12 protein-coding genes are annotated in these 12,327 nt (G+C 70.9%); 6 read left to right on the forward strand and 6 right to left on the reverse strand.

Annotated features, from left to right (window positions below):
- Positions 1-45 precede the first annotated feature (45 nt).
- Positions 46-747, reverse strand: coding sequence for a class I SAM-dependent methyltransferase (locus tag OHT77_RS32110; RefSeq protein ID WP_328831911.1), 702 nt, complete (start codon positions 745-747; stop codon positions 46-48).
- 83 nt (positions 748-830) lie between these two features.
- Positions 831-1,385 carry a DUF3043 domain-containing protein gene (locus tag OHT77_RS32115; protein WP_328834409.1) on the reverse strand — a complete coding sequence of 185 codons (555 nt, stop codon included), beginning with the start codon at positions 1,383-1,385 and terminating at the stop codon, positions 831-833.
- A gap of 325 nt (positions 1,386-1,710) precedes the next feature.
- Here OHT77_RS32115 and OHT77_RS32120 point away from each other — a divergent pair, with 325 nt between their 5' ends.
- The 4 genes from OHT77_RS32120 (at position 1,711) to OHT77_RS32135 (ending at position 4,864) form a co-directional block, all read left to right on the forward strand.
- Positions 1,711-2,505: a PspA/IM30 family protein gene (locus OHT77_RS32120; RefSeq protein WP_266767872.1), complete on the forward strand. Its 795-nt coding sequence runs from the start codon at positions 1,711-1,713 to the stop codon at positions 2,503-2,505.
- A 22-nt stretch (positions 2,506-2,527) separates the two neighbouring features.
- The gene (gene pspAA / locus OHT77_RS32125) at positions 2,528-2,806 is read left to right on the forward strand and encodes a PspA-associated protein PspAA (RefSeq protein ID WP_266767871.1); all 279 of its coding nucleotides are present in this window, start codon (positions 2,528-2,530) and stop codon (positions 2,804-2,806) included.
- A 157-nt stretch (positions 2,807-2,963) separates the two neighbouring features.
- Positions 2,964-4,184, forward strand: coding sequence for a sensor histidine kinase (locus tag OHT77_RS32130; RefSeq protein ID WP_328831913.1), 1,221 nt, complete (start codon positions 2,964-2,966; stop codon positions 4,182-4,184).
- On the forward strand, positions 4,181-4,864 hold the full coding sequence (locus OHT77_RS32135; RefSeq protein ID WP_266767869.1) for a response regulator: 684 nt from the start codon (positions 4,181-4,183) through the stop codon (positions 4,862-4,864). Before OHT77_RS32130 ends, OHT77_RS32135 begins: the two co-directional genes overlap by 4 nt.
- Positions 4,865-4,874: 10 nt before the next feature.
- On the opposite strand, the gene nadA is transcribed toward OHT77_RS32135, so the two are convergent.
- The gene (gene nadA, locus OHT77_RS32140; protein ID WP_266767868.1) at positions 4,875-6,059 is read right to left on the reverse strand and encodes a quinolinate synthase NadA; all 1,185 of its coding nucleotides are present in this window, start codon (positions 6,057-6,059) and stop codon (positions 4,875-4,877) included.
- Between the two features lie 309 nt (positions 6,060-6,368).
- Here nadA and OHT77_RS32145 point away from each other — a divergent pair, with 309 nt between their 5' ends.
- A complete protein-coding gene (locus tag OHT77_RS32145) occupies positions 6,369-6,725 on the forward strand; it encodes an iron-sulfur cluster assembly accessory protein (protein WP_019065032.1) in 357 nt (118 codons plus the stop codon).
- A 109-nt stretch (positions 6,726-6,834) separates the two neighbouring features.
- On the opposite strand, the gene OHT77_RS32150 is transcribed toward OHT77_RS32145, so the two are convergent.
- Together OHT77_RS32150 and OHT77_RS32155 are read right to left on the reverse strand one after the other, a co-directional pair.
- Positions 6,835-8,490, reverse strand: coding sequence for a hypothetical protein (locus OHT77_RS32150; protein ID WP_443048222.1), 1,656 nt, complete (start codon positions 8,488-8,490; stop codon positions 6,835-6,837).
- A 1,042-nt stretch (positions 8,491-9,532) separates the two neighbouring features.
- Positions 9,533-9,754 (reverse strand): hypothetical protein, encoded by a 222-nt coding sequence (locus tag OHT77_RS32155; protein WP_328831914.1) that lies wholly within the window; start codon positions 9,752-9,754, stop codon positions 9,533-9,535.
- A gap of 131 nt (positions 9,755-9,885) precedes the next feature.
- Here OHT77_RS32155 and OHT77_RS32160 point away from each other — a divergent pair, with 131 nt between their 5' ends.
- Positions 9,886-10,860, forward strand: coding sequence for a carbohydrate kinase family protein (locus tag OHT77_RS32160; RefSeq protein ID WP_328831915.1), 975 nt, complete (start codon positions 9,886-9,888; stop codon positions 10,858-10,860).
- 87 nt (positions 10,861-10,947) lie between these two features.
- Here OHT77_RS32160 and OHT77_RS32165 read toward each other — a convergent pair whose 3' ends face one another.
- The gene (locus OHT77_RS32165) at positions 10,948-12,315 is read right to left on the reverse strand and encodes a cysteine desulfurase/sulfurtransferase TusA family protein (protein ID WP_328831916.1); all 1,368 of its coding nucleotides are present in this window, start codon (positions 12,313-12,315) and stop codon (positions 10,948-10,950) included.
- Positions 12,316-12,327 lie beyond the last annotated feature (12 nt).

The raw sequence follows: 12,327 nt of genomic DNA on the forward strand, positions 1-12,327 counted from the left end.
TCGTACTGCTGACCCGAACGGGACCCCAGGGGGAGGGGCGCGTTCTCAGCCCCGCACGCCGCACAGATGCAGCAGCGCGGCCACCGCGCGATACGGATCGGTCCGCCCGGCCCGCTCCTCGGCGGCCAGCAGCGACTCGACGTCCTCCGGAATCTCCACGCCCTCCGGAGCGGTGTCGGTGAAGACCCGCACGCCGTACCAGGCCTGCAGCGGCGCCCCGATCCCGGCGAGCGTGGCCGTCAGGGTGCCGAGCCGGTCGGCCCGCACATCGAGACCGAGCCGGTTGCGGTAGGCGGTCGAGTCGAACGCGCCCAGCGCGCCCGCCCAGTCCCAGGACAGTCCGGGCCGCATGGCCAGCGCGTCGGCGTTCCGCACGAGCAGCGACAGCAGCCCGCCCGGCGCCAGCATCCGGGCAAGGCCCGCGAGCATCGGATCGGGCTCGGACACGTACATGAGTACGCCATGACAGAGCACGACGTCGAAACTGCCCGGCAGGAAGTGCACGCCGGTGTCCCGGCCGTCGCCCTCGATGATCCGCACCCGCTCCCGGATGCCCTCGGGCTCACCGGCCAGCGCGGCACGCGCGGTGGCGACCATCTTCGGTTCCTGTTCGAGCCCGGTCACCTGGTGCCCGGCCCGGGCCAGCCGCAGTGCCTGCGTGCCCTGGCCCATCCCGACGTCGAGCACCCGCAACCGCTGTCCGACCGGATACCGGCCGGCTATCTGCTCGTCGAGCTGCCGGGCCACCAGCTCCTGGCGTACGACATCCCGTAGCCCGCCCAGCCTGCTCAGCCAGGCGTCCGCCGCGCCCCCGGAGAATGAGTCCGCGCTCAGGGCCGCTCTCCGCGCTTGACCAGCGGCTTCGGCAGCCGGAGTCGACGCATCTGGAGGGAGCGCATCAGGGCGTAGCGGACCGTGCCCTTGGTGTCCTGGCCCGGGAAGCGCTCGGCGAGCAGCTTGCGCAGCTTGAACACGCTCCAGAAGGAGTCGACCACGATCAGCACGATCACCACGAGCCACAGCAGCAGCGCGATGTTCTGCAGCGCGGGGATCTGCACCACGCTGAGCACCAGGATGACCACGGCCAGCGGCAGGAAGAACTCGGCGATGTTGATTCGCGAGTCCACGTAGTCACGCCCGAACTTGCGGATCGGGCCCCGGTCGCGGAGGGGGAGGTCCCGCTCGTTCCCCCGGCCGGAGAGCGCCTGGCGCTGCTTCTCCATCGCGAGGCGCCGCTCGTCGCGCTGGCGCTTGGAGGCGTCCTTGCGCGTCATCGAGGTGTTGGCGACGCTGCGGCGCTGAGTCTGGGACTCACTGCGCTTTGGCGTGGGCCGACCCTTCGGGGCCTGAGGGTCTCGGGGCATCGTGGAGTCGGTCAGCGACACCTTGGCGGTGGACGCTGCCTTCTCTTCCTTGGCGCGGCTACGGAACACAAAACCCAAGGGTAAGGGGTGAATGGGGTTGGACCCCAGCCCCGTGGGGAACGATCCGGCAACACCAGTCGTCTGTAGGGGGACAGAGAAGGACGTGGTGGGCGGGTTCTCCCAGGGGAGCACCTACTCCTTACGCCGGATCGGAACCGCGGTCAGTCGTCCTTGGGGATGAGCGCATCCGTCCCCGAACAGTGCGGTAATGGATGCAGGGCCCGTACTGTGGGTTCTGTTGCAGTCGCTGGAGCTGGAGTCCGTCAGAAGGGGGCGCGCGAAGCCCATGAGCGGTGTCATGAAGCGTATGGGGATGATCTTCCGCGCGAAGGCGAACAAGGCCCTTGACCGGGCCGAGGACCCGCGCGAAACCCTCGATTACTCGTACCAGAAGCAGCTGGAGCTGCTTCAGAAGGTGCGCCGGGGTGTGGCCGACGTCGCCACCTCCCGCAAGCGTCTGGAGCTCCAGCTCAACCAGCTGCAGTCGCAGTCCTCCAAGCTGGAGGACCAGGGCCGCAAGGCGCTCGCCCTCGGCCGCGAGGACCTGGCCCGCGAGGCGCTCTCGCGCCGCGCCGCCCTCCAGCAGCAGGTGACGGACCTGGAGACGCAGCACACCACCCTCCAGGGCGAGGAGGAGAAGCTCACCCTCGCGGCCCAGCGCCTCCAGGCTAAGGTGGACGCCTTCCGTACGAAGAAGGAGACCATCAAGGCCACGTACACGGCGGCCCAGGCGCAGACCCGGATCGGCGAGGCCTTCAGCGGCATCTCCGAGGAGATGGGCGACGTCGGCCTGGCGATCCAGCGGGCCGAGGACAAGACCCAGCAGCTCCAGGCCCGCGCCGGCGCGATCGACGAGCTGCTCGCCTCCGGTGCCCTGGACGACCCGACCGGCATGGCCAAGGACGACATCCAGGCCGAGCTGGAACGCCTGTCCGGTGGTACGGATGTAGAGCTGGAACTCCAGCGCATGAAGGCGGAGCTGGCCGGAGGTTCGTCCGCTTCGCAGCAGGCGATCGAGGGCGGCACCGACAAGGCGCAGCCCCAGCAGCCGCAGGACACCCCGCGTTTCGACAAGCAGTAGGCCCACGCCTGAGGAGGGCGACATGATCGTACGGATCATGGGGGAGGGGCAGGTGAGGCTGGCCGACGGCCACCTCACCGAGCTGAACAAGCTGGACGACGTACTCCTGGCAGAAGTGCGCAAGGGAGATGGCCCCGCCTTCCGCGAGACCCTCCAGGCACTTCTGTCGAAGGTCCGTGAACTGGGCGAGCCGCTGCCGGACGACTCCCTGGAACCGTCCGAGCTGATCCTCCCGTCCCCGGACGCCACCCTGGAACAGGTCCGGGACCTGCTGAGCGACGACGGCCTGATCCCGGGGTAGAGGGCGGCTCCCTCTCCGTCATGTCCAGCACTGGGCCCGGCCTTTCAGCGCGGGCCTCCACCATCCAGCCCGTCCGGCTGTCGAGGACGAGGCCCCTTAAGGGCCGAAGGGGGTCTGGGGGCACAGCCCCCGGGAGGGACGCCGTACCGTTGCCGGAATGAGTGCCGTTGACCGAGCCCGCTGCCAAGCGAAGGCGCACCCTTCGGCCCTGGACGTCACCCTCGCCGCAGCCGTGCTCGTCTGCATGGTCGCCGGTTCCTTCGTCGACCCCCGCGGCGACAACGGCGTCAGCTGGGGCATCCGGACCCCCGACCCGCTCAGCCTGATCCTGATGGTGATCGGCGCCGCCGCACTGGTCAAACGCCGCCGCGCCCCCATGCTGGTCCTCGCCGTCACGGCCACCGCCTCCCTCGTCGAGAGCGTCACCAGCGACCCCCGCGCCCCGGTCGCGATGTGCGCCGTGGTCGCCCTGTTCACCGTCGCCGTCACCACCGACCGCTCGACGACCTGGCGCGTCGCCCTGCTCACGATGACCGTGCTGACCGGCGCCGCGATGCTCGGCGGCCCCCTCCCGTGGTACGCCCAGGAGAACCTGGGGATCTTCGCCTGGACCGGCATGGCCGCCGCCGCGGGGGACGCCGTACGCAGCCGCAAGGAATTCGTGCACGCCATAAGGGAGCGTGCCGAACGGGCCGAGCGCACCCGTGAAGAGGAGGCCCGCCGGAGGGTCGCCGAGGAGCGCCTGCGCATCGCCCGGGACCTGCACGACGTGGTCGCGCACCACATCGCCCTGGTCAACGTCCAGGCCGGGGTCGCCGCGCACGTCATGGACAAGCGCCCCGACCAGGCCAAGGAGGCGCTCGCGCACGTACGCGAGGCCAGCCGGTCCGCGCTCAACGAACTCCGGGCCACCGTCGGCCTGTTGCGCCAGTCCGGCGACCCCGAGGCCCCCACGGAACCGGCCCCGGGACTCGACCGCCTCGAAGAGCTCGCCGGCACCTTCCGCAGCGCGGGCCTGCAGGTCGAGGTGGCCCGCGCCGACAACGGCACCGACCTGCCCGCCGCCGTGGACCTGGCCGCCTACCGCGTCATCCAGGAGGCCCTCACCAACGTCCAGAAGCACGCCGGTACGGAGGCGAAGGCCGAGGTGAGTGTCGTCCGGGTGGGCCCGAACGTGGAGGTCACCGTCCTCGACAACGGCTCCGGCGAGGACCACGACCCCGACTCCGGCGGCGGCCACGGCCTGCTCGGCATGCGCGAGCGCGTCACCGCCCTGCGCGGCACCCTCACCACCGGTCCCCGCTACGGAGGCGGCTTCCGCGTCCATGCGATCCTGCCGGTCAAGACCCGCCCACGCGCCTCGGGGGACCCCGTATGACGATCCGTGTCCTGCTCGCCGACGACCAGGCCCTGCTGCGCAGCGCCTTCCGTGTGCTGGTCGACTCGGAGCCGGACATGGAGGTCGTGGGAGAGGCCTCGGACGGCGCGCAGGCCGTGCGGCTGGCCAAGGAGGAGCGGGCCGACGTCGTGCTGATGGACATCCGGATGCCGGGCACGGACGGCCTCGCCGCGACCCGCATGATCAGCGCGGACCCGTCGCTCGCCCATGTCCGGGTGGTGATACTGACGACCTTCGAGGTCGACGACTACGTGGTGCAGTCCCTGCGCGCTGGCGCGTCCGGCTTCCTGGGCAAGGGCTCCGAGCCGGAGGAACTGCTGAGCGCGATCAGGGTCGCGGCGGCGGGCGACGCGCTGCTCTCCCCGGTGGCGACCAAGGGCCTGATCGCCCGCTTCCTCGCCCAGGGCGGTGACCTGGACGACGACCGCGACCCGGCCCGCGCCGAACGCCTCGACGCCCTCACCGTCCGCGAGCGCGAGGTCCTCGTCCAGGTCGCAGGCGGCCACTCGAACGACGAGATCGCCGAACGCCTGGAGGTCAGCCCGCTGACGGTGAAGACCCACGTCAACCGCGCCATGTCCAAGCTGGGCGCCCGCGACCGGGCCCAACTCGTCGTCATCGCCTACGAGTCGGGGCTTGTCCGGCCGCGGGTGGAGTAGCCCGGTACGGCTACGGCAGCGCCAGCATCCGCTCCAGCGCCAGCTTGGCGAACGCCTCCGTCTCCTTGTCCACCTCGATGCGGTTGACCAGCTTGCCCTCGGCCAGGGACTCCAGGGTCCACACCAGGTGGGGGAGGTCGATGCGGTTCATCGTCGAGCAGAAGCAGACCGTCTTGTCGAGGAAGACGATCTCCTTGCCCTCGGGGGCGAAACGGTTCGCCAGCCGGCGTACGAGATTCAGCTCGGTGCCGATGGCCCACTTCGAACCGGCCGGGGCCGCCTCAAGCGCCTTGATGATGTACTCCGTCGACCCGACGTAGTCGGCCGCGGCCACGACCTCGTTCTTGCACTCGGGGTGGACGAGGACGTTGACGCCCGGGATGCGGGCCCGCACGTCCTCCACCGACTCCAGCGAGAAACGGCCGTGCACCGAGCAGTGGCCGCGCCACAGGATCATCTTCGCGGACCTCAACTGCTCTGTGGTGAGGCCCCCGTTGGGCTTGTGCGGGTTGTACAGCACGCAGTCCTCGAGGCTCATCCCGAGGTCGCGGACGGCGGTGTTGCGCCCGAGGTGCTGGTCCGGGAGGAACAGCACCTGCTCGCCCTGCTCGAAGGCCCACTCCAGGGCCCGCTCGGCGTTGGACGAGGTGCAGATCGTGCCGCCGTGCTTGCCCGTGAACGCCTTGATGTCGGCGGACGAGTTCATGTACGACACCGGCACGACCCGCTCGGCTATGCCGGCCTCGGTCAGCACGTCCCAGCACTCGGCGACCTGCTCGGCGGTGGCCATGTCGGCCATCGAGCAGCCGGCCGCGAGGTCGGGGAGCACGACCTTCTGGTCGTCGCCGGTGAGGATGTCCGCGGACTCCGCCATGAAGTGCACACCGCAGAACACGATGTACTCCGCCTCGGGGCGCGCGGCGGCGTCCCGGGCCAGCTTGAAGGAGTCGCCCGTGACATCGGCGAACTGGATGACCTCGTCGCGCTGGTAGTGATGGCCGAGCACGAAGACTTTGTCGCCGAGTTTCTCCTTGGCCGCGCGGGCCCGCTCGACCAGGTCGGGGTCGGACGGCGACGGCAGGTCGCCGGGGCACTCGACACCGCGCTCGCTGCTCGGGTCGGCCGCGCGGCCGAGAAGGAGCAGGGCGAGGGGCGTCGGCTGTACGTCGAGCTCCTGGGTCTGGGCGGTGGTCACGACACGCACCCTTTCTGTTCTGCGGGCTGGGCTCTTCTGCGGCCTGTTCCGTGGAGAGAACGTGCCTTTTCGTCGAATTGACGTTATCTATCATAACCGCTTCACGTCACTTTGACGATGGCGATGTCGTCGATGTGACATCAATCCCGGCGGGCGCCTTCCGCGCACTCGGCGGGGGACCTTGCGGGCGTGTGCGAGCATGGAGAGAGGAGCCAAGGGAAAGACACCGGGAAGGTCCGGAATGAATCCCCGGCCCCGGCGGTTGACATCGTCGGCAAGCAGTCTCCGTACAACCCGGGAGAGATGTAGATGTCCGTATCGGACGAGACCAGCACCGTCACCGACGGCATCCTTCTGTCCGACGCCGCCGCGGCGAAGGTCAAGGCCCTGCTCGACCAGGAAGGCCGTGAGGATCTGGCCCTGCGTGTCGCCGTCCAGCCCGGCGGCTGCTCGGGCCTGCGTTACCAGCTCTTCTTCGACGAGCGGTCCCTCGACGGCGACGTCGTCAAGGACTTCGGCGGAGTCAAGGTCGTCACCGACCGGATGAGCGCCCCGTACCTGGGCGGCGCCTCCATCGACTTCGTGGACACCATCGAGAAGCAGGGCTTCACGATCGACAACCCGAACGCGACGGGCTCCTGCGCCTGCGGCGACTCGTTCAGCTAAACCGGACGCGTCGCGCGTGGCCGATCGGCCACGTCGCGCGACTGAGCGGAACGAAGGCGGCGACCCCCTCCGACAGGGCCGCCGCCTTCGGGCTTTTCCGGTGCCGTGACTACCGCGCGAGCGAGGGTCCGGCGCCGACCTCCGCCTTCCGCTCCACGGGGATCGCCTTGCCGTCCGCGCCCATCACCTTCCGGTCACCGAGCGGCGCCTTCAGATGCACGGTCTGGTGGTAGACCTTGGCGATCATGACGCAGATCTTCTTCGGCCACGGAGTCGCGGTCACCGTCACCGTCACCCGGCCCGAACTCTCCACCGCCGACGTCTTGTAGTCGGCGCACACCCCGCCGGTGAACGCCACGGTGAGACTCTTCCCGTCGGCCGTGTAACCGTCCGCCTTGACGTCGTGCGGTGCCGCCGTCGCCGACGAACTCGCCGTAGGAGCAGGCGTGTCGGCGGACGCCAGATACTTCGGGTCGATCGCCGGATACGTCACCGTGAAGGTGTCCTGCCCGCCCGGCTGCCGCACCTCGAACAGCCAGGACGGCACCAGCGTCTGCTTCCCGTCCACGGAGTGCACGGCGAGCCCGAACTCCGCGTGCTCGACGGCGGCCGGGGCCTGCGTCGGGGTGATGGAGGACGCGGTCGACGAACCGCAGGGCGCCTCCAGCCGGTCCTTCAGCGGTACGGGGCTTGCGCACCCCCCGATGCCCATACGGTGATCCGTCCGCGGCGCCGCGTTCATCAGGGCCAGCGTCTTCCGCGCACTCAGCACCGGATAGACGTCACTCTTCACCGGCGCCGCCAACTGCCCGCTCCCGCCGACCACTTCACCCTGGGCGCCGACCGTCAGCCCGGTCGTCCAGCCGTGCGTGGGCAGCCCGCCGACCACCGGCTCGGCGTTCACCACCCGCTGCGCGCCCATGAGTTGGCTCGCGTCGACCTTCGCGTCGTCCTGGCCGACGGCCTTGAGGACGGGGGCGGCGGCCTGCTTCGCCGCGGCGACGCTCACCGGGTCGACGGCGGGAGCGGCCGGGTCCTTCTTGCAGGTGATGGTGCCGGTGCAGTCGTCGGTGCCGGGGGCGTAGCGGGTGAACGTCCACATGCCCGGCGCGGCCTTGTTCACCTGAAGGCTCGGCCCGGTGCCGTCCTGCCCGCCGACCTTCCAGACCTGCCCCTCGGCCACCGGCGTCCCCTTGACCCCGAGCGCCTTCGCGAGCCGGGCGACGGCGTCCTTGCCGACATCACCCCGAGGCGCGTAGACGGCCGCGGACTCGGGACCACCGGGCAGGCTCCCCGTGGCCTGATAGGTCTGCCCGTAGGGGTTCGGCTCACCGGGAGCGATTCCACTGGTTCCGCCGGTCCCGCCGGAGGAGTAGCCGTCGAGCGCGAGGGGCGGGGGAGTGCCGTCCGCACCGGCCGCTCCGGCTCCGGTCCCGTCTCCGGCACCGGACGAGGAGGATGACGACGCGAGGTAGGCCCCGCCTCCGCCGACGAGCAGCACGGCGGCGGCCACGGAGGCGACGACCAGGGGGGAACGGGATCGCCGGGGGCGGGGGCCGTCGGTTTCGGGGGAGTGGTCGTGGTCGCGCAGCGGGAGGTCCGTATCGGAGGCGGAGAGGGGCTGCTCCGGGTGGACGGCCTGGGATGGCGAAGGGCCGGCGGCTCCGGGTCGGCCCGCCTCGCGAGGTGCGGAGCCGGCGGCTTCCGGCCGGTCGTCCTCGGGCCGTGCGGGGTTCGCGAGGTGCGCGACTTCCGGCTGGTCCACGCCGGCGCCGGATGCCGTGGACCCGGCCTCGCCCGGTAGGCCGGAACCGGCCTCGGCGCCGACCGCGGCAGAAGTGGCTTTCGTACCGGGCGCCGTGGAACCGGCCTCCGCGTCGGACGCGGCAGAAGTGGCCTTCGTACCGGGCGTCGTGGAAGTGGCCTCTGCGTTGGATGCCGTTGGAGCGGTGTCCGCGTCGGGCGCGGTAGAAGTGGCCTTCGTACCGGGCGTCGTGGAACCGGCTTCCGCGTTGGATGCCGTTGGAGCGGTGTCCGCGTCGGGCGCGGTAGAAGTGGCCTTCGTACCGGGCGTCGTGGAAGTGGCCTCTGCGTTGGATGCCGTTGGAGCGGTGTCCGCGCCGGACGCTGTGGAACCGGCCTCCGCGTCGGACGCCGTGGCAGCGGCCTCTTCCGGCCGGTCGGCTTCCGTGGCGGATCCCGGTGGGGCGGCCTCTTCCGGTCCTTCCGAGCGGTCGGCTTCCGTGCCGGACGACGCGCGACCGGCGTCCGCGGTGGACGCCGTAGAACCGGCCTCTTCCTCACGGCCGCCGACCCCGGCTTGGTCGGTCCCTGCCTGGCCAGCACCGGGCCGGCCTTCCCCGGCCTTGCCGACCCCGGCCCCGGCCTTGCCGACCCCGGCCCCGGCCTTGTCGGCCCCGGCCTTGCCGACCCCGGCCCCGTGGACCTCGGCCTTGCCAACCCCGGCCTCGTCGACCCCGGCCCCGTGGACCTCGGCCTTGCCAACCCCGGCCTCGTCGACCCCGGCCCCGTGGACCTCGGCCTTGCCAACCCCGGCCCCCTCGGCGGAGCCCCTCGCGCCCCGCACGTCACCGGACGTGCCGGTCGTGTCGTCGTTGTCGGGTCGCTCGGTGTTCACCGCATCGCTCCTTCGGCTGCGCAACTGTCCCGTGACCCTGACCCGCCCCTGTCAAAGACGCAGGCGGAAGGGTCGTATCCCGCATCCCCTTTACGGGGGACAGCGATGGGACGCGGCGAGGGGGCGCGCGGTTCCCCCGAGCGCGCCGATCCGGCCGAAGGGGCTCCGGTCAGTCGCCGTACTCCGACATTCCGTCCAGCAGCCGGGCCGACGTCGACGGCACGGTCACGCCGTGGATGAGGGACGGGGAGACCGGGAGGGAGACGATCCGGTCCGGAACCGTCCAGTGGGGAGCCATCCGTGCGCAGTCGCCGCGCAGCGCCGCGAGACCGGTCTCGCCCTCGCCCTCGAAACGGACCGGAACGGCGGTGTGGACATCGAGGTTCGTCATAGCGGCACCGTAAGCACGCTCGTGCTCGCGAAGAAAGATCTACTATCGGGTAGTTTTGGCCGCTTCAGAGCCGCCGTGCCGACCGGGTAGCGTGAACTGTCAACGCAGCCTCCCTCAGGAGAGTCCTCGCCGTGCGCATCGCAGTCACCGGCTCCATCGCCACTGACCACCTCATGACCTTCCCCGGCCGCTTCGCCGACCAGCTGGTCGCGGACCAGCTGCACACGGTGTCGCTCTCCTTCCTGGTCGACAACCTCGACGTACGCCGGGGCGGCGTCGGGGCCAACATCGCCTTCGGCATGGGCCAGCTCGGCACCAAGCCGATCCTGGTCGGCGCCGCCGGCTCGGACTTCGCGGAGTACCGCGACTGGCTCGACCGGCACGGCGTCGACACCGACTCGGTCCGGATCTCCGAGACGCTGCACACCGCCCGCTTCGTGTGCACCACGGACTCCGACCACAACCAGATCGGCTCCTTCTACACCGGCGCCATGAGCGAGGCCCGGCAGATCGAGCTGAAGACCGTCGCCGACCGCGTGGGCGGCCTCGACCTGGTCCTCATCGGCGCCGACGACCCCGAGGCGATGCTCCGCCACACGGAGGAGTGCCGGACCCGTTCCATCCCCTTCGCCGCGGACTTCTCCCAGCAGATCGCGCGCATGGACGGCGAGAACATCCGCATCCTGCTGGAGGGCTCGGCGTACCTCTTCTCGAACGAGTACGAGAAGGGACTCATCGAGTCCAAGACCGGCTGGAGCGACGAGGAGATCCTGACGAAGGTCGGGCACCGGGTGACCACGCTCGGCTCGAAGGGTGTCCGGATCGAGAGCGTCGGGGCGGACCCGATCGAGGTCGGGTGCGCGGAGGAGGAGCGCAAGGCCGATCCCACGGGGGTCGGCGACGCGTTCCGCGCGGGGTTCCTCTCGGGGCTGGCGTGGGGGGTTTCTCTCGAGCGGGCGGCGCAGGTCGGGTGCATGGTCGCGACGCTGGTGATCGAGACGGTGGGTACGCAGGAGTATCAGCTGCGGCGGGTGCACTTCTTGGATCGGTTCACCAAGGCGTACGGGCACGATGCTGCGGCTGAGGTGCGGGGTCATCTGGGCTGAGCTGTCCGCCTGCGGGGGCGGGGGGCTGGTCGCGCGCCGGCGGCGGTAGCCGCATGTCGACACAGCCCCGCGCTCCTGAAGGGGCGCTCAGGTCAGTCGGCGGATCAAGTACGCCGGGCCTTCCTCCTCGCCGATGTACTCCTGGTCGCGCATGTCGCACCAGGCCGGGATGTCCAGGCGGGCCGCCTCGTCGTCGGAGAGGACTCGGATCGTGGCGCCGATCGGTACGTCGCCGATGACCTTCGCCAGTTCGATGACGGGGATCGGGCAGCGCTTGCCGAGGGCGTCCACGACCAGGGTGTTCTCCTCTACGACGGTGACCGGGGCCTGGGCTCCCAGTTTTTCGCGGACTCCGGCCACCGCGTCCGGCAGTACGGCCAGGAAGCGTTCGACGTCCTCCTCCGTCGCACCCAGGGGCAACGACACCCGCACATTTCCCTCACTCAGGACGCCCATCGCCTTCAGTACGTGGCTGGGCGTCAGGGTGCTGCTCGTGCAGGACGAGCCGGAGGAGACGGCGAAACCGGCGCGGTCGAGTTCGTGGAGCAGGGTCTCCCCGTCGACGTAGAGGCACGAGAAGGTGACGATCCCGGGCAGGCGCCGCACGGGATCGCCGACCACGTCGACGCCCGGCACCAGTCGCGGCACCCGCGTACGGATCCGCTCCGTCAGTTCCCGCAGCCGTAGCGCCTCCTGGGCCGCCTCCGCGCGGACCGCGCGGAGCGAGGCGGCCGCGGCCACCACGGCGGGGATGTTCTCGAAGCCGGCGGCACGTCCCGACTCCCGTTCGTCGACGGGCCCTTGGGGCGCGAAGCGCGCGCCCTTGCGGACCACCAGCAGGCCCACGCCCGCCGGGCCGCCCCACTTGTGCGCGCTCGCCGTGAGCAGCGACCACGCGCCCTCGACCGGCCCCCACCCCAGCGACTGCGCCGCGTCGACCAGCAACGGCACCCCGACCGCCCGGCACGCCTCCGCCACCTCGGCGACCGGCTGGACCGTCCCCACCTCGTGGTTGGCCGACTGGAGACAGGCCAGCGCGGTGTCCGACCGGAGGGAATCGGCGTAGGCCTCCACACTCACCGCACCCGTACGGTCCACCGGCACCTCGGTGGACGAACCGCCCTCCGCGACCAGCGCCTCGGCCGAATGGAGCACGGAAGAGTGTTCAACCGCTGACACGATCAGGTGACGCCCGACGCGCCGCCGCCCCGCCAACGCCCCCGCGATCCCCGTGTGTACGGCCCGCGTCCCGGACGACGTGAAGACGAGTTCGTCGACCCGGCACCCGACGGCCTCGGCAGCCGCCTCACGGGCGGCATCCAGCAGCAGCCGCGCCTTGCGCCCCTCCCTGTACAGCCGAGCCGGATCCGCCCACCCGTCGTCCAGAGACGCCAACAGCGCCTGCCGCGCGACCGGATGAAGGGGATGGCTGGATGCAGCATCGAAGTAGGACACACGCCAACGGTA

Origin of the sequence: Streptomyces sp. NBC_00252 (assembly GCF_036187565.1) — a bacterium.
Taxonomy (GTDB): Bacteria; Actinomycetota; Actinomycetes; order Streptomycetales; family Streptomycetaceae; genus Streptomyces.